Here is a 17832-nt window from a genome sequence, read left to right on the forward strand (position 1 = left end):
ACGTAATCATTGTCACGGCAAAGCACCGACCATAATTGTGATTAGTGGCGCATTTTTGCTAGGTAAAACGTTTTATCTTATTTTTACCTAACAGGGGAAACATTACTTTTGCATATTTTTTCGCCAGGAGCCGCCGGTTATGCCAGCATCTAAAAAACAAAAAATAACGCTCTGGGAGTTTTTCCAGAGCCTGGGCAAGACGTTCATGCTGCCCGTCGCCTTGCTGTCTTTTTGCGGCATCATGCTGGGGATCGGCAGTTCGCTGAGCAGCCGCGATGTCATCACTCTGCTGCCTTTTATCGGCCACCCTGCCTTCCAGTTGCTGTTCACCTGGATGAGCAAGGTGGGTTCTTTTGCCTTTAGCTTCTTGCCGGTGATGTTCGCCATCGCCATTCCGCTGGGCATGGCGCGTGAAAACAAAGGCGTCGCCGCGTTCTCCGGCTTTGTCGGTTTTGCCGTGCTCAATCTGGCCACCAATTTTTATCTGACCACTACCGGCATTCTGCCCACCGCCGATCCGCTGGTGTTAAAAGCCAATAACATCCAGAACATCCTCGGTATCCAGTCTATCGACACCGGCATTTTGGGCGCGGTGATCGTCGGCATTATCGTTTATCTGCTGCATGAGCGTTTCAATACCATCCGCCTGCCGGATGCGCTGGCGTTCTTCGGCGGCACCCGCTTTGTGCCGATCGTCACCACCCTGGTGCTGGGCCTGTGCGGGCTGGTTATTCCGTTGATTTGGCCCTGGTTCGCCGCCGGCATCAACGGCCTCGGCTGGGTAATCAACGGCGCGGGCGCTTTTGGCCCGATGATTTTCGGCACCGGCGAGCGCCTGTTGTTACCCTTCGGTTTGCACCATATTCTGGTGGCGTTGATCCGCTTTACCGAAGCGGGCGGCACGCTGGACGTTTGCGGCCACAGCGTCAGCGGCGCCCTGACCATTTTCCAGGCGCAGCTCTCCTGCCCAACCACCACCGGCTTTGCCGAAAGCGCTACCCGCTTCCTGTCGCAGGGTAAAATGCCGGCATTCCTCGGCGGCCTGCCGGGTGCGGCGTTGGCGATGTATCACTGCGCCAAGCCGGAAAATCGACATAAAATCAAGGGTCTGCTGATCTCCGGCGTGGTGGCCTGCGTGGTCGGCGGCACCACCGAGCCGATCGAGTTTCTGTTCCTGTTTGTGGCGCCTTTCCTGTACTTCATCCACGCCATTCTTACCGGGCTGGGCTTCACCCTGATGGCGCTGCTGGGCGTGACCATCGGTAACACCGACGGCAATATCATCGATTTCGTGGTGTTCGGTATCCTGCACGGCACCGCCACCAAGTGGTATCTGGTGCCGATTGTCGCCGCCATCTGGTTTGCCGCCTACTACGCCATTTTCCGCTTCTCCATTCAGCGCTTTAACATCAAAACGCCGGGCCGCGAGAGCGATACCGCCACCAGCCAAAGTGCGCCTATCGGCGCGGTCGGTAAATCCGGTTATAACGTGCCGGCCATTTTGGCGGCGCTGGGCGGCAGCGAGAATATCGTGTCGCTGGATAACTGCATCACCCGCCTGCGCCTGTCGGTCAGCGACATGAGCAAGGTGGATGACGCGGCGTTGAAGGCCAACCGCGCCATTGGCGTGGTGCACCTCAATGACCATAACCTGCAAGTGGTGATCGGTCCGCAGGTACAATCGGTGAAAGATGAATTAGACTCACTGATAGCGGCAGCGCTTCCTGCCGCCGCCCTGCAGGGAGCTTCACATGTTTGATTTTTCTACTCCGGTCGATCGGCACGGTACCTGGTGCACGCAGTGGGATTACATTGCCGACCGCTTTGGCAGCGATGACCTGCTGCCGTTCACCATCTCCGATATGGATTTCGCCACCGCCCCCTGCATTATCGAGGCGCTGCAACAGCGCCTGCAGCACGGCGTGCTGGGCTACAGCCGCTGGCAACATGAAGATTTTCTCGGCGCGGTGCGCCACTGGTATCAGCGGCGCTTCAACACGCCGATCGACACCGGGATGGCGGTTTACGGTCCGTCGGTGATCTACATGGCTGCACAGATGATCCGCCTGTGGTCAGCGCCGGGGGAATTCGTGGTCACCCACACGCCGGCCTATGACGCCTTTTATAAGGTGATCCTCGGTAATCAGCGCCAACTGTTGGCCTGCCCGTTGCACAAGGACGGCGACCAATGGCTGTGCGATATGGCGCACCTGGAAGCGCTGCTGGCGCGGCCGCAAACCAAGATCCTGCTGTTGTGCAGCCCGCATAACCCGACCGGCAAGGTGTGGAGCGTGACGGAGTTGCAGCAGATGGCAGAGCTGTGCGAACGCCATGATGTACGGGTGATCAGCGATGAGATCCATATGGACATGGTGTGGGGTGAGAAGCGCCACACGCCATGGAGCCAGGTGGCGACCACGCCCTGGGCCCTGCTGACCTCCGGCTCCAAAACCTTCAATATTCCGGCGCTGACCGGCGCTTACGGGTTTATCAGCGACGATGCCGCTCGCGACGCCTACACCCAACTGCTGAAAAGCCGCGACGGGCTGTCTTCGCCGGCGGTATTGGCGGTGGTGGCGCACATTGCCGCCTATCGCCACGGCGAACCCTGGTTGGATGCGCTGCGCGATTATCTGCAAGACAACCTGACCTACGCCGCCGAACGGCTGAACCAGGCGTTCCCGGCGCTCGACTGGCAGCCGCCGCAGGCCACCTATCTGGCCTGGATCGATCTGCGCCCGCTGGGCATTGATGACAGCCAGCTGCAACAGGTGCTGATCGACCGCGAGAAGGTCGCGATTATGCCGGGTTTCACTTACGGCGAAGAGGGCCGCGGCTTCCTGCGGCTGAACGTCGGTTGCCCACGCAGCAAGGTGGAAGCCGGCATGGATAAACTGATTAACGGGCTGAGGTTTGTTCTGGGCGAGGGTTAGTCGTCCGGGCCGGTTCGGGCCTGCCGCCGGGGGTTGAGCAACCGCCCCGGCTCTCCAGGAAAGGGCGCTACGGACTACGCCCGCTCTTGCAATCAATACGGTCATTCAGGGCGAACATGTTCGCCCTCTGCTCATTACGCCAGCGGGATATCCTCCAGGCGGTAATAGACATTCAACCCGCGTTCATTGGCCAGCAATACGTCGTTATCCGCCCCCGCCGATGCGCCTTCAATGCGATAAATGGCCTGGCATTGGGCAATCAGCCGATGTGCCACCGGGTAGAGAAACGCCTCGCTGACCGCATCCCCCAATTGGGTTGAACCGGCCGCCGCCGCCAGCGGCAGCGCCAGCCATTCGCCAATCACCGGCACATGCCCGCACCGATACACCTCGAGCGCCGCCTGCTCCAGTCGGTGCAGGTTAGCGGCAATACGTTGCGGATCGCCATCGGTGCCGCTGCGGTACGGGCCGGCTATCAAAATCAATTGAGCACTCATAGGTTATTCTCCAGGGTATGATTAAGCGCCACAAACTGCAGCAGCATAATGGTCTTGGCATCCACAAGGGTTCCTTGCCGAATGGCGTGCAGAGCGTCCGTCAACGGCATCTCGATCACCTCGAGGTCTTCGCCTTCCGCCTCCACCCCGCCGCCGTCGCTAACCCGGCTGCCGGCAGTGTATTCCCCGACAAAGAAATGCAGTTTTTCGGTCACCGAACCGGGGCTCATATAGGCCTCAAACACCTTTTGCACGTTTTGCACCCGATAGCCGGTTTCCTCCTCCGCTTCGGCGCGAATGCGCTCCTCCGGAGAGGCATTGTCCAGCAAGCCGGCGGCGGCCTCTATCAGCATGCCGTCGTGGCCGTTGACGAACACCGGGAAACGGAACTGGCGCGTCAGCACCACCTTTTGCGCCTGCCGGTTAAACAGCAAAATGGTCGCGCCATCACCGCGATCGTAGGTTTCGCGGCTTTGCCGTTGCCAGACGCCATCACGGCGTAAAAAATCGAAGGTGGTTTTTTTCAGCAGATACCAGTCATCGGACAACACCCGGGTTTCAACGATACGAACCCGATCTTTAGTCGCAATCATATTGGCCAACTCCACAACTCAGGAAAGGAATTGGATACTATCGTGCAGTTTCGTGTATGATCAAGATATTTCGTGCAACGGAAATTTAACGGGACAACAGGATGCTCACCAGTCAGCGCAAAAAAATTATTCTGGAAAAACTGGCACAGGACGGACAGGTGCTGGCCAAACAGCTTAGCGAAATGTTCGGGCTGTCCGAAGACACCCTCCGCCGCGATCTGCGTGAGCTGGACAGCGAAGGGCTGCTGCAAAGGGTCCACGGCGGCGCGTTGCCGGTCTCCCCCGCCATCGGCACCTTTGCCGAAAGAAACGGGCAGGAATCCGCCGCCAAGCGCGCGATCGCCAAAGCCGCAGCAGCGATGATCATTCCAGGGCAAGTGGTGATCATCGATGGCGGCACCACCTCCGCCGAGCTGGTGAAACAGCTGCCGCCCACGCTGGAGGCGACTATCGTTACCCACAGCCCCAGCGTAGCGGTCGGGTTGGTTGAACACCCCAAGGTAGAGGTGATCCTGATCGGCGGGCGCCTGTATAAACACTCGATCGTCAGCGTAGGTGCCGCTGCGGTGGAAGCCATGTCGCACATCCGCGCGGACATTTACTTTATGGGCGTGACGGGCGTGCACCCGACCGCCGGGCTGAGCACCGGCGATCTCGAAGAAGCCTATATCAAGCGCGCGCTGGCGGCGCGGGCGGCGGAAACCGTGGTGCTGGCCTCCGCCGCCAAGCTGAACGCCGCCTCCCAGTATGCGATTGGCGACATCACGCTGGCGCAGAGCATCATCGTCGAACGCGCGACCGATGCCGCGCTGATCGCCCCGCTGGAACAGGCCGGGGTCACGGTGGTGAGAGCCTGAGCAGCGCGGCCAAATAAATAACTTAATAAATGCACGGTTATTAAATGGCTGTGTTTAATACCGCAACACCCCAAGCTTGGGACGGGTGGAGAGCATGCAGGTTAGCCGACCGTTGAGCGCATGGACGCGTGATACGAGCCTCCATGGATGGATTCACGGCGTGTCGGCGCTCTGCATGCTCCTCACCAGCAGCACTATTAGGCGCAGCTATTTAATCCTGACCCCATATTGAGGGATATTAATTTTCGTCTTCGTCTCACTGCCACAAAAAATGCGAGAGTAATCACATTTCATTAAACTGATCCCGGCCCAATCCGCTATTATCCCACCTTATAAAAAATTCCACAGCGAACCACTTGCAACATATTGATTATCAATAAATAGTCACCTTTCCTCTTTTGTTTATCAAAAACAAAAACGAGATAAAACTCACAAAAAAACCACCATCAATAGTGCTGTCAAGGTCTTCCAAGAAAATGTTTGTGATTGTTTTGTGATATCCCCTGCAAATTTTAACGATGCCAAAAATAACAATGACTGCAACGGAACAGACTGGGAGAAGGCATATGAAAATCGGCGTAGTAATAAGCGGCGGCGATGTCAGCGGCATCAACAACTTTATTTTCCAGGTCGCCAGGCTGGCACAGGCAGATATCGTTCTGTTTAACGGCGGAATACCGGGATTACTGGCTAATCAATATCATTCCATCGCCAGACGCGACCTGGTTGATTTCGCCATTTCATCGATGCCGATTATCTCTTCAGGCCGCACGGCAAAGAAACTGGTCGCCAGTGAATATGAAACTATCGGCAAGCAACTTAAAGCTCTGCACATCGACGTGCTTATTATGGCCGGCGGCGACGGCTCGCTGCAGTTTTTAAATACGCTCAGTGAGTTTGGCGTTAACTGTTTTGGCGTGGGCATGACCATCGACAATGACGTTTTCGGCAGCGGCTACACCATTGGCTTTTCTACCGCCTGCGAACAGGTGATAAAAGAAGTCTCCAAGCTGCGAAATACCGGGCGCGCCCTGCCGGGCCGCGTATTTATGATTGAGCTGCTCGGGGGTTACTGCGGGGAGCTGACGCTGCAATCGGCGATAAAATCCAATGCGGACTTTGCCCTGATCCCGGAGTGCCAACACCCCTTGAGCGCATTGGCGGAGAAAATAACCCACCGGTTGGAGCAGCAAAACAGCGTTATCATTTTATGTTCGGAGGGATACACCAAAGAATATTCGCCAGGTTTCCAGGGGGCGATCGACACCATGATTAAACAGCTGGAACCCAAGATTGGCGTGCGTATTCGCAAAACCATCGTGGGGTACGGCTTGCGCAATGGCGATCCCACTTGCGAAGAGATCTATCAGGGAACACTTATGGCCAGCGAAGTCGTGCGCTGTATTCATTCCGGAATGAAAAACAAGGCCGTCATTATTAATGCCGGCAACCAACCTATTCCGATTGATTTAATCAGCATGCAAAAACGTTTGGTCGATACCGAAGGACACCATTACAAACTCGCCAGGCAGTTAAATATAATCTGAGGAGATGTCCATGCTTAAAATACTGTGTGTTTGCGGCTGCGGCCTCGGCTCCAGCTTTGCCATCGAAATGAGCGCAAAAGCGGTGCTGAAAAAATTAGAGATTGAAGCCGATATTGATCACACTACGATCTCTGAGGCCAGCGCCTTTAAATCAGATATTATTCTCACCCAAAAAACCTTCGCCGATATTTTAAATGCCGACGCCAGCGAAGAAGAAAAAAAACGGGTCATTGTTCTCCACCGGCTCACCGATAAAGTGGAAATAGAGCAAAAGATTGTGGCCTTTTTGAAAGAGCGCGACATGAAGGACCCCCATCATGAATAGCCTGATCGATTTTATCGTCAAAGATCTGCTTGGCCAGGCGTCGATCCTGATTGCCTTTATCGCCATGTTGGGATTGTTGCTGCAGAAAAAATCCACCGGCAAGGTCGCCGAAGGCACGTTCAAAACGCTGTTGGGCTTTCTGATCATGATGGCCGGCATCAACATCATCGTCGGCGCACTGACCTACCTGAACAGCATATTCACCCACGGCTTCGGCATGACCGGTTACATCACCGACGTGGCCGCCATTGCCGGCCTGGCCAACCGCGAACTGGGATCGGAAGTGGCAATGACGCTGCTGGTGATTTTCGCCGTGAATATCATCATCGCCCGCATCACCCCGTTCAAATACATTTTCCTGACCGGGCAGGCGTTGTTGTGGATGGCCACCATCGGCGCGGTGATCGGCTATAAAGCCGGGCTGACCGGGATGCCGCTGATTTTGACCGGCGGGATCTTTGGCGGCGTGATGGCGGTGTTGATGCCGGCACTGGCGCAGCCGGTAGTGCGCAAAATCACCGGTTCGGACGAGGTGGCGCTGGGGCACTTCTGCACCATCGGTTATCTGGTGCAGGCGGCGGTCGCCAAGGTGGTCGGCAAAGGGTCGCGTTCCACCGAGGATCTGGAGTTACCCGACAACTTCAAGTTTCTGCAAGACACCTATCTGTCGATGGCGGTGGTGATGATCCCGATGTACCTGATCCCCGCGCTGGCGGCCGGGCCGCAGTTCATCGCCCAATACGCCGGTGGCATGAACTACCTGATGTACTCCTTTATGCAGGCCATTCAGTTCGTCGCCGGCGTGTTTATCCTCTACAGCGGCGTGCGTCTGTTGCTGAATGAGCTGGTGCCGGCGTTTCGCGGCATTGCCATGCGCATCGTGCCGGATGCCCGCCCGGCGCTGGATTGCCCGGTGTTGTTCCCCTATGCGCCCAACGCGGTGATTGTCGGCTTCCTGGCCACGACCCTGGGCTCAATCATCGGCATGATCGTTTTCCCGATGTTCGGTCTGGCGATGATCCTGCCCGGTCTGCTCACCAACTTTTTCGCCGGCGGCACCGCAGGCATTTTCGGTAACGCCCTTGGCGGACGACGCGGCGCGATGATCGGCGGCGTGGTTCACGGTCTGTTCATCACCTTCCTGCCGGCCATTCTGGTGCCGATGCTGGAAAGTTACGGCTTTGTCGGCGTGACCTTCAGCGATTCCGACGTCATCAGCAGCGGCCTGGTGATGGGGCATGCCTTCCAGGGCAACTGGCTGTTCATCACCCTGTTCATTGTCTTCGTCACGCTGATTGCGTGGTTTGTTAACGGTAAATCAACCAAACACCATGAGGGAAAAGTCCATGAAACTCTATAATTTCAACGAACTGTTGTCCGTTGCCAAAGCCCGCGACTTCAAGGCGATAGGCTCATTCAATCTCCATTGCCTGGAGATGCTGCCGGCCTTTTTCAGGGCGGCCAAGGCCACCCACAGCCCGCTGATGATCCAGATTTCCACCGGTACCGCCGAGTATCTGGGTTACCGGCTGCTGGTTGATTCGGTGCGCTCGCTGGCGGCAAGCGAAGACGTGCCCACCTGTCTGCATCTGGATCACTGCTCGGACATCGCCTCCATCGAGACGGCGATTGATGCCGGTTTCAGTTCGGTGATGTATGACGGTTCGCATCTTGATATGGAAGAGAATATCGCCAATACCCGCAAGGTGATCGACATTGCCCGCCAACGTAACGTCTCGGTGGAGGCTGAACTGGGCGCTATCGGCGGCTCGGAGGACGGCAAGGCAGTCGCGGAAGAGGACATCTGTTTTACTACCGTAGAAGACGCCAAGCGCTTTGTAGACGAAACCGGGGTCGATATGCTGGCCGTGTCGGTCGGTACCGTTCACGGGCTATATACCGGCAAGGCGCATATCCAGCACCAGCGCCTGGCGGAAATCACCGAGGCCACCCATACCCCGCTGGTGTTGCATGGCGGCACCGGGGTCAGCGATGACGATATGCGGCGCGCGGTAGCCGGCGGCATTGAAAAGGTCAACGTGGGCACCGAGATGAACGTGCAGTGGGTTGGGCGCTGCAAGCAGACGTTTGAAAAAGGCAAAGTGAACGACAGCGTGCGCAAATTCCTGATCCCGGCCAATAATGCCGTCACCGAAGTATTAACGGAAAAGATCGGTCTGTTTAAATAACGGTTGATATTAATGACAAGGTGCCTTTAAGCCCGAGATACCCGGGCCTAGCGCACCGAGGGGCCATTATGAGACACATCCATGTGTCCCACCCTTCGGGCCGACATAAAGTCGTTCCAATTTGCTCCAGGCAAATTGGTCGGCGGCAAGCCGCTACGACCCCTTCGGCACGCTCTCCCTAATAATGAGCTTTGTCAGCAGTCTGAATATCGTTATTTTCTTTGTAATATATACCCTGTGCATTTCAGGTCGCGGCCAAGCGGTTAACTCATCTGTCCCGGATCCCCAGCTATTACAGGGGCGCTGCATGCTGCGCTCGCTGAGTCGGGGGTGGATATATTCGCCCTTGCAGGGGCCGATTGATACACCATGCTGCGGCGTGAAAAGCGCAGGTATAGACTGGAGAATATATGTTTAATTTTATGAAGCGTCAGCGGGAAAAAGAAATACTGCCCGTCGCGAATTACGATGATGAAGCCAATGAAATTGCAGCCGAAATTAACGTACTGGAACGGCGGTTGGCGGCAACGCCGGCGGACGGCGATATTCATAAGACATTAATGCTGGCCTATAATCGGGCAGTAAAGCTTTATGCCAAAAGCCAGAATCATCGCCACCATATCGATGCCGTTTTTATCAAGATGGACGAGCTGCGCAATATTATCAGGAAAAATCTCTGAGGGATCATGATGACAATTAAACAACTGCTGATTGAAGCCGGCGCCATACAGGTCGGCGTCAAGGAAACGGACTGGAAAAAGGTCATTACGCTGGCGGCGCAGCCCTTGGTGGATAACGGCTATATTCACGCCTCTTATTATCAGGCGGTGATCAGCAATACGCTGGCCCATGGCGCGTACTACGTGTTTGACGAAGGCATCGCCATCCCTCACGCGCGGCCGGAGTGCGGGGTGATTAAAAACTGCTTCAGCATGGTGTTGCTCGAGGAGCCCATCGCCTTTCGGGACAGCGAAAAGGCCGATATCGTCATCCTGTTCGGCGCAACCGACAGTAACCGGCATATTGAAGACGGCATTCGCGCCATTGTCGATTTGCTGGACAATAAAGAGCGGCTCGACAAGCTCCGCGCGGCGAAAATATGGCAAGAGGTGGTGGACATATTATGACTCTGGCAAGCGGAAAAACCGTCATTCTGGTCAATGGCGTTCCTGCCTCCGGCAAAAGCACCGTCGCGCAGGCTTTGGCACAGCATTTCGGCCTGCCTTATCTGGCCATCGACGGCATCAAGGAACCTTTTATGTCGCGGCTGGACAACGTGGATCGGGGGCTGAACCGGCGGCTTGGCTGCGCCGCTTATGAAGCCATTTGGTCAATCGTGGCACAGGCGCCCGAATGCTGTACTTACGTAATCGACGCCTGGTTCGGCTTTCAACCCAGGGAACAGTTGCGCCATTACTTGCGTGAAGCCGGGGTGACGCATCCCCTGGAGGTGTGGAACCAGATTTCCGGCGAGCTGGCGGCAGAACGCTATGGTTCGCGCATCGGGCAACGGCCCAAAGGCCACCCCGGTGCAGAATATTTGCCTGAATTGCGAGCGCTGGCCGAACGCGCCGCCCCGATGGCCATCGGCCCGGTGATCCGGGTTGAGCAGGCCCAGCCGGTGGAGATAGGCAGGATTGTCGATTGGCTGGCGGAGTACGGCATCGGTGGCGATAACATCGGTAAGCGGATGGCAGGTTGATGCTTTCCGCGACTGCGGGTCAGAGCAAACGCGGGAGCTTCTCCCGCCATTGCACAAAAATGCGACGCCCTTCGCAATTAATGTGACTTTAATCACTTTTTTATGCAACGTAATGGCAATTTTCATTCTTTTGTTTTTATACTGATATGCACTTTACCTACAACAAAATAACGAGTGCAGATCATGATTGACTCCCGCCTACCGCTTACCGACATTCACCGTCATCTCGACGGCAACATCCGTGCGCAAACCATTCTCGATCTGGGCCGTCAGTTCAATCTGACCCTGCCCGCCGACGAGCTGGAAGCGTTGCGCCCGCACGTGCAAATCACCCATGCCGAACCGGATCTGATCAGCTTTCTGCAAAAACTGGACTGGGGCGTGGCGGTGCTGGGCGACCTGGATGCCTGCCGCCGGGTTGCCTATGAAAACGTAGAGGACGCGGCCAATAACGGCCTGCACTATGCCGAGCTGCGCTTCTCGCCGTATTACATGGCGATGAAACATCATTTGCCGGTGGCGGGCGTAGTCGAAGCGGTGATTGACGGCATTCGTTCCGGCGTTCGCGATCGGGGTATCGATGTCCGCCTGATCGGCATCATGAGCCGCACCTTTGGCGAAGCGGCCTGTCTGCAAGAACTGGAAGGCCTGTTGGCGCACCGCGACGGCATTACCGCGCTGGATCTGGCCGGTGACGAGCTGGGCTTCCCGGGCAGCCTGTTCCTCAGCCACTTCAACCGCGCCCGCGACGCCGGCTTGCGCATTACCGTGCACGCGGGCGAAGCCGCAGGTCCGGAAAGCATCTGGCAGGCGATCCGCGAGCTGGGTGCCGAGCGTATCGGCCACGGGGTGAAAGCGATTGAGGATCCGGCGCTGATGGACTTCCTGGCTGAACACGGTATCGGCATCGAATCCTGCCTGACCTCCAATATTCAGACCAGCACCGTCTCTTCCCTGGCCCAGCACCCGCTGGCGAAATTCCTGCGCCACGGCGTGCTGGCCTCGATCAACACCGATGACCCGGCGGTTCAGGGCATTGAGATCGAACACGAATATCGGGTAGCGGCGCCACAGGCCGGGCTGACGCCGGCTGAAATCCGCACCGCACAGGAAAACGGCCTGAAAATGGCGTTCCTCAGCGAGCAGGAAAAGCAGGCTCTGCGCGATAAAGTGCGAGGCTGATGAAGCAAGGGGCGCGTATAACGCGCCCCGGTTTATTTCACCGCCAGCGCCTCTCGCTGTTTGGCTGTTTTGCGCGCATAGCGCTGCGCCAGTACGGCGCACACCATCAGTTGCACCTGATGGAAAATCATCAGCGGCAGCACCATGGCCCCCACCGCAGCGGCCGGAAACAGCACGTTAGCCATCGGAATGCCGTTCGCCAGGCTCTTTTTCGAGCCGCAGAACACAATAGTGATTTCATCGGCGGTATCGAACCCCAGCCAGCGCGCAGTGTATGTGTTGATAATCAGCACCACCGTCAGCAGCACCAGCGACATCACCAGAATGGTCAGCAACGACCAGCCATCAATCCGGTGCCAGATGCCTTCCACCACCGCCGCGCTGAACGCGGTATACACCACCAGCAATATCGATGAACGGTCAGTGATGTTGATCAGTTTACGGTGGCGATCGACCCATTTACCGATCAACGGTCGCGCCAAATGCCCCACCACAAACGGCACCATCAATTGCAGGATTATCGAACCGATGGCGTGCAGCACATCGGTGTTCCCACCCTGGGTATGCATCAAGGCCCCCACCAGCAGCGGCGACAGGAAAACGCCGAGGATACTGGACGCCGAGGCGCTGCAAATCGCCGCAGCCACGTTACCGCCCGCCGCAGAAGTGAAAGCGATGGCCGACTGCACCGTCGCCGGCAACGCACACAGATACAGGAAGCCCAGATAAACCGTCGGCGTCATCAGCCCCGGCACCATCCAATTCATCGCCAGTCCCAATAGCGGGAACAACGCGAAAGTGCTGAGAAACACCACCAGATGGAGTTTCCAGTGGCTCATGCCGGCGATAATCGCCTCACGCGACAGCTTGGCGCCATGCATAAAGAACAGCAGCGCAATGGCAGCGGTTGTCAGGCGTTCGAAGAAGGTTTTCCATACCCCTTCGCAGGGGAATATAGAGGCGACGATCACCACCACAATCAGGACCAACAAAAACTTATCAATGCGCAGACGCTGTAACCAGGACATGAACAGGGATCCCTCGAAGAGTAAAACGGGTTCGACAAGCGAACCCGGAACCATAAATGGCGGAAGCTACGGCGATCAGACTACCGGTAACGCCCTTTGCTGTTTCGCAGATTCAATGCCCAGCTCGATCATTTCCATCACTTTGATGGCGTCGCCGGCCGGCACCGGGTTTTCGCCCTCGCCGTTAATCGCATCGCGGATTGCCGCGTAATAGGCCGGGTAGTTGCCGGGAATGCTCAGCAACGGCTTCTCCGCCAGCACGCCATCGCGTGACAACGTCACTACACCGTCGCGCATATCGTAGCCCCAGTCAGCCTGCGGCAGGCGCTCACCGGATTTCAGGCGGTCCTCCTGCGGATCCAGCCCAAACTTGATAAAGCTGCCCTGAGTGCCATGTACGATATAACGCGCGGTTTCCGCCGCCGCCAGCACCGTGCCATGCAACACCACCCGGCGGTGGCCGTAGTTCAACACCGCATGGAAATAGTCCACCGATTGCGAGCCAGGACGCAGTTCGCCCAGATCGACAAACAGCGTTTCCGGCTTGCCGAACAGTTGCAACGTCTGATCGATCAGGTGCGGCCCCAAATCGTACCAGATGCCGGTGCCGGCGCCGGCCTGTTCGCGCCAGCGCTGGCGCACTTCCGGCCTGAAGCGATCGAAATGCGATTCAAAGTAAACCACTTCACCGAGCGCGCCGTCTTTCAGCAACGTCTTGAGCGTGAGGAAATCGCTGTCCCAGCGGCGGTTGTGGAACACCGACAACAGTTTGCCGCTCTGTTCCGCCTGTTGTTTCAGCTCTTGCGCTTGTGACAATGTCACGGTAAAGGGTTTGTCTACCACCACGTGCTTGCCGGCGGCCATCGCCTGCTGCGCCAGTGGAAAGTGGGTATCGTTGGGGGTGGGAATGACGATCAGATCGATAGACGGGTCGTTGAACAATGCCTGCGGATCGCTCACTACGGTCATCGCAGGCCAGTCGGCGTGCACTTTGCCTGCATCGCTGCTCGACACGGCGGCCAGTTCTACGCCCGGGGTGCCGACAATCAGCGGCGCATGAAAGGTTTTGCTGGCATAGCCGTAACCGACCAGCCCAACCCGAATTTTTTCTGCCATGGTATTTCCTCTTGCTGGCTCGCTATAGACCCATCCGATTTGACACCATGACGCAGGCGGGAACAAGAAGTAAATGAGGCTGCGTCCGGCAATGGCGGGCCCGGGCACAGCCTTGGGTTAACTGCTCACCGCCGCGTAAGGCGATTCGCGCCGGCTTTTCGCCGGGTAGTTAATCTCCAGGCTGCGGCGCCGGAAATCGCTTGGGCTGACGCCGACCCGCTTGCGGAATACGCGAGAAAAATAGAGTTGATCGTCGTAGCCCACCACCCGGCCGATAGTGGCGATCGACTCCTGCGTGGTCTGCAACAGCAGCTTGGCGCGGATCACCCGCTGATCCTCGCGCCAGCGCAGGATATTGATGCCCACCTGCTCACGGAACAGGTGCGCCAGCCGCGACGGCGACAGGCAGACATGGCGCGCCACCTCGTCGATGCGCAACTCGCCCGCCAGGTTGCCGGTGATGAACTGACAGGCTTCTATGACGCGCGGATCCATGATTTTCTGCGGGCTGAGCGGATCTTCTTCCATCGCGCGCAGCAACAGGCGTTCCAGCAGGTTCATGCCCAGCTCTTCCGCAAAACGGCGGCCGGAACGCTGGGTCTGTTCGATATTGGCGAACAGCCGATCGAATTCCAGCAGCAGGTTATTGTTTGGCAGCGTCAGGCGCCCTACCTCATGGGTTTTGCTGTGCCATTCCAGCCAATCGGCCCAATAAGCGCGCGGGCGGAAATAAACCCAGCGGTGATACCAACAATCGCTGTCCGGTGAACGGCCGTAGTAATGAGGTGCCTTGGGAGGAAACAGCAGCAGGTCGCCGGGATTGCAGTATAAGGTGTCCTCGCCGTCGAACACCTTGCCCTGGCCCTTGATGGTCAGATTGAGAATATAACCCTTCATGCCACCGGGGCGGTCGATAAAGAAATCCAGCGGGCCGTCCGCCATGATCGGCGTCAGCCCGGCAACCAGATAGGCGTTGAAGGTGTAACCCGGTAACAGCGGGTTCGGTTGCGGTTCCTGTGCCATGCGATGATACATCGGTCCTCCTCAAACGGCTTGTATTGTGAGGTTGATGACAAAGTTGTCTTTGAGTCCGAGATACCCGGGCCTAACGCACCGAGGGGCGCTCCGACGGCCAAGGCCGTTACGACCCCTTCGGCACGCTCTCCCTAATAACGGGCTTTGTCAGCAGTCTGGTATACGTAGTGTATCGGCCCGGCAGATAACTGCTCGGGCCGATGGCAGAACTGTGAGCAGGGTTAGCGATTTTCTACGCCGTGCGTTTGGCCTGCTGTTTGTAGCGGTCGAAAATTACCGCCGCCAGCAGGATCACGCCGCGTACCACATATTGCGAGAACGGCGAGATATTCAGCAAATTCATCGCGTTTTCTACCGTCCCGAGGATCAGGATGCCGGCAATAACGTAGGAAATCTTGCCGATACCGCCCTTCAGCGACACCCCGCCCAGTACGCAGGCCGAGATCACGATCAGCTCATAGCCGATCGAGGTCATCGGCTGGCCGCTGGTCATGCGCGAAGCCAGAATGATGCCGGCGGCGGCCGACACCAGACCGGACAGCACAAAGATGATGATTTTGGTGCGCACCACCGGTACCCCGGCCAGCCGCGCCGCCTCTTCGTTGCCGCCGATCGCCAGCGTATTGCGGCCAAAGGTGGTTTTGTTGAGCAGGAAACCGAACAGGATCAGGCAGGCGACGGTGATCCAGATCGGCGCAGGCAGCCCCAGCCAGTTGGCGTAGCCCAGGGTGAAGAAGCGTTCGTCTTCAATGCCCACCGCCTTGCCGTCGGAAATGATGTAGGCCAGGCCGCGCAAGATCTGCATGGTGGCCAGCGTGGTGATCAGGGCGTTGATTTTCAGCCGAGCGATGACAAAGCCGTTAATCAATCCCGACGCCACGCCCAACAGCAGGCCGGCGCCTACGCCGATCCACAGGCTTTCGGTCAGGTTGATCACCACCGCGGTGGTGACCCCGGCACAGGCGATGACCGAGGCGACGGACAGATCGAAGTCGCCGGAGGCCAGGCAAAACAGCATGCCGCAGGCCACCATGCCGGACATGGATATCGCCAGCCCCAGCCCTTTCATGTTGATGAAAGAGCCGAAGTTAGGCACAAACACTATGCAGGCGATAAACAGCACCGCGAACACCACCAGCATGCCGTAGCTGTCCCAGATACGCGCCAGCCCCCGGCCGCTGCGGTTTTTCACGGAATGGGTCGTTATGGTCGACATCTCTTTCTCCTTCACAATCAGGCCACCGCCGTAGCGGCATCAGGGGCAATATCGGGGGTGCGCAGCATCGCCAGGCTGAGGGCTTTCTCCTCGCTGGCATCGTCGTGCAGTAACTCGCCGGAAATGGCACCTTCGCGCATCACGATGATGCGATCCGCCAGCCCCAGCACTTCGGGCAAATCGCTGGAAGCGAACAGCACCGCGATGCCCTGCTGCGCCAGTTGGTAAATCACATGGTAGATTTCATGCTTGGCGCCGACGTCGATACCGCGCGTCGGCTCATCCAGCAGGATCACTTTCATTTCTTCCGACAGCCAGCGGCCCAGAATCGCCTTCTGTTGGTTGCCGCCGGATAAATTCATAATCAGCTGACCGGCACTTGGGGTTTTGATATTCAGCGCACGGATGTGGTGGTCGGCATTGCTGATTTCCCAGCCGTTATTGATCAGGCAGCCTGCGCGGATACTTTTACGCCGCGCGCTGATGTTGATGTTGTCTCGCACCGAATGCACCGGAATGATGCCGTCCGCCTTGCGGTCCTCCGGGCACAGCATGATGCCGGCGCGGATAGCGTCTATCGGCGAACGGATGTCCAGCCGCTGGCCATCCAGCGTCAGTTGCCCGCTACTGACCCGCGTGGCGCCGAAAATGCCCTTCATCAGTTCGCTGCGCCCGGCGCCCACCAGGCCGAACAGCCCGACAATCTCCCCGGCCCGCACGTTCAGATCGATAGGGGTTTTGACGCCAGGTGCCTGCAATCCCTGTAGCATCAACCTAACCGGCCCCAGCGCACGCGGCTGATAACCGTAGACGTCAGCGATATCGCGGCCCACCATCGCCTGCACCAGTTGCGCGTTGTTGACCTGGCTCATGTCGTCAAAAGTGCGCACATAGCGGCCGTCTTTGAATACCGTAATGGCATCGCTAAGGGCAAAGATTTCCTCCATACGGTGCGAAACGTAGAGGATCACCCGCCCTTCGGCGCGCAGTTCACGGATCACCCGGAACAATTGCTCAATCTCCCTGGCGGACAGGGAACTGGTCGGTTCGTCAAACGCGATCACTTTGGCGTTGCGCGCCAACGCCTTGGCGATTTCCACCATCTGCCACTGGCCGATCGACAGGTATTTCAAGGGGGTATCCGGGTCGATATCCAGCCCGAGATGTTCCAGCTGCAAGCGGGATTCGTAACGCAACAACTTGCGATCCACCAGCCCGAGTTTGGTCGGCAACTGGCCGAGATAAATGTTCTCCGCCACCGTCATTTCCGGCACCAGATGCAGCTCCTGGTAGATAATCGCTACCCCGGCGTTCAAGGCATCGGTGGTGTTGGCGAACTGTACCGGCTGGCCTTTCAGCTGAATTTCGCCCTGGGTCGGCGCGTAGTTGCCGCTGAGAATTTTGAGCAGCGTCGATTTCCCGGCGCCGTTTTCCCCCATCAACGCGTGGATCTGCCCGGCCTGACAGCTGAAACTGATATCATCCAGCGCCTTCACGCCCGGGAAGGTTTTACCGATGCCTTTAAACGTCAGATACGGCAATGCGGCGGTCATAATGCGATCCTCCTGCGGTCAAAAATGCCGCCCGGCGTTAACGCGGCGGGCGGCTCGGT

The 17832-nt window shown here is 57.5% G+C and carries 18 protein-coding genes; 11 read left to right on the forward strand and 7 right to left on the reverse strand.

Translation table 11 applies throughout. From position 1 onward, the window contains the following. Window positions 1–139: 139 nt before the first annotated feature. Window positions 140–1759: a maltose/glucose-specific PTS transporter subunit IIBC gene (malX, locus tag QZQ97_RS06735; RefSeq protein ID WP_311992815.1), complete on the forward strand. Its 1620-nt coding sequence runs from the start codon at window positions 140–142 to the stop codon at window positions 1757–1759. Beyond that, a complete protein-coding gene (locus QZQ97_RS06740) occupies window positions 1752–2933 on the forward strand; it encodes a MalY/PatB family protein (protein ID WP_311992816.1) in 1182 nt (393 codons plus the stop codon). Before malX ends, QZQ97_RS06740 begins: the two co-directional genes overlap by 8 nt. A 134-nt stretch (window positions 2934–3067) precedes the next feature. Here the strand turns inward: QZQ97_RS06740 and QZQ97_RS06745 are convergent, their stop codons facing one another. Both QZQ97_RS06745 and QZQ97_RS06750 read right to left on the reverse strand, forming a co-directional pair. After that, entirely contained in the window at window positions 3068–3430 is a 363-nt protein-coding gene (locus QZQ97_RS06745; RefSeq protein ID WP_311992817.1) for an NUDIX hydrolase, read from the reverse strand. Then, window positions 3427–4023: an NUDIX domain-containing protein gene (locus tag QZQ97_RS06750; protein WP_311992818.1), complete on the reverse strand. Its 597-nt coding sequence runs from the start codon at window positions 4021–4023 to the stop codon at window positions 3427–3429. Before QZQ97_RS06750 ends, QZQ97_RS06745 begins: the two co-directional genes overlap by 4 nt. Before the next feature lie 101 nt (window positions 4024–4124). Here QZQ97_RS06750 and QZQ97_RS06755 point away from each other — a divergent pair, with 101 nt between their 5' ends. The 9 genes from QZQ97_RS06755 (at window position 4125) to add (ending at window position 11825) form a co-directional block, all read left to right on the forward strand. Continuing rightward, window positions 4125–4880 (forward strand): DeoR/GlpR family DNA-binding transcription regulator, encoded by a 756-nt coding sequence (locus tag QZQ97_RS06755; protein ID WP_311992819.1) that lies wholly within the window; start codon window positions 4125–4127, stop codon window positions 4878–4880. Between the two features lie 566 nt (window positions 4881–5446). Next, a complete protein-coding gene (locus QZQ97_RS06760; protein WP_311992820.1) occupies window positions 5447–6427 on the forward strand; it encodes a 6-phosphofructokinase in 981 nt (326 codons plus the stop codon). A 10-nt stretch (window positions 6428–6437) separates the two neighbouring features. Beyond that, entirely contained in the window at window positions 6438–6752 is a 315-nt protein-coding gene (locus QZQ97_RS06765) for a PTS sugar transporter subunit IIB (RefSeq protein WP_065506242.1), read from the forward strand. Then, window positions 6745–8112, forward strand: coding sequence for a PTS sugar transporter subunit IIC (locus tag QZQ97_RS06770; protein WP_311992821.1), 1368 nt, complete (start codon window positions 6745–6747; stop codon window positions 8110–8112). Before QZQ97_RS06765 ends, QZQ97_RS06770 begins: the two co-directional genes overlap by 8 nt. Next, the gene (locus QZQ97_RS06775; RefSeq protein ID WP_311992822.1) at window positions 8099–8941 is read left to right on the forward strand and encodes a class II fructose-bisphosphate aldolase; all 843 of its coding nucleotides are present in this window, start codon (window positions 8099–8101) and stop codon (window positions 8939–8941) included. Before QZQ97_RS06770 ends, QZQ97_RS06775 begins: the two co-directional genes overlap by 14 nt. Before the next feature lie 410 nt (window positions 8942–9351). Continuing rightward, complete coding sequence (locus QZQ97_RS06780) at window positions 9352–9621, forward strand: hypothetical protein (protein ID WP_311992823.1); 270 nt, start codon at window positions 9352–9354, stop codon at window positions 9619–9621. 9 nt (window positions 9622–9630) lie between these two features. Beyond that, on the forward strand, window positions 9631–10068 hold the full coding sequence (locus tag QZQ97_RS06785; RefSeq protein ID WP_311993886.1) for a PTS sugar transporter subunit IIA: 438 nt from the start codon (window positions 9631–9633) through the stop codon (window positions 10066–10068). Next, window positions 10065–10643: an AAA family ATPase gene (locus tag QZQ97_RS06790; protein WP_311992824.1), complete on the forward strand. Its 579-nt coding sequence runs from the start codon at window positions 10065–10067 to the stop codon at window positions 10641–10643. Before QZQ97_RS06785 ends, QZQ97_RS06790 begins: the two co-directional genes overlap by 4 nt. 183 nt (window positions 10644–10826) lie before the next feature. Further along, complete coding sequence (gene add, locus QZQ97_RS06795; protein WP_311992825.1) at window positions 10827–11825, forward strand: adenosine deaminase; 999 nt, start codon at window positions 10827–10829, stop codon at window positions 11823–11825. A gap of 32 nt (window positions 11826–11857) precedes the next feature. On the opposite strand, the gene QZQ97_RS06800 is transcribed toward add, so the two are convergent. The 5 genes from QZQ97_RS06800 to araG form a co-directional block, all read right to left on the reverse strand. Beyond that, window positions 11858–12853 (reverse strand): bile acid:sodium symporter family protein, encoded by a 996-nt coding sequence (locus QZQ97_RS06800; RefSeq protein WP_311992826.1) that lies wholly within the window; start codon window positions 12851–12853, stop codon window positions 11858–11860. Between the two features lie 75 nt (window positions 12854–12928). Next, a complete protein-coding gene (locus QZQ97_RS06805; protein WP_311992827.1) occupies window positions 12929–13969 on the reverse strand; it encodes an oxidoreductase in 1041 nt (346 codons plus the stop codon). 117 nt (window positions 13970–14086) lie between these two features. After that, complete coding sequence (araC, locus tag QZQ97_RS06810; protein WP_311992828.1) at window positions 14087–15004, reverse strand: arabinose operon transcriptional regulator AraC; 918 nt, start codon at window positions 15002–15004, stop codon at window positions 14087–14089. A 232-nt stretch (window positions 15005–15236) separates the two neighbouring features. Next, window positions 15237–16220 carry an L-arabinose ABC transporter permease AraH gene (gene araH / locus QZQ97_RS06815; protein WP_311992829.1) on the reverse strand — a complete coding sequence of 328 codons (984 nt, stop codon included), beginning with the start codon at window positions 16218–16220 and terminating at the stop codon, window positions 15237–15239. Window positions 16221–16237: 17 nt separating this feature from the next. Then, window positions 16238–17773: an L-arabinose ABC transporter ATP-binding protein AraG gene (araG, locus tag QZQ97_RS06820; protein ID WP_311992830.1), complete on the reverse strand. Its 1536-nt coding sequence runs from the start codon at window positions 17771–17773 to the stop codon at window positions 16238–16240. Window positions 17774–17832: the final 59 nt, after the last annotated feature.

Source organism: Serratia sp. root2 (genome assembly GCF_031931805.1).
GTDB lineage: Bacteria > Pseudomonadota > Gammaproteobacteria > Enterobacterales > Enterobacteriaceae > Serratia > Serratia inhibens.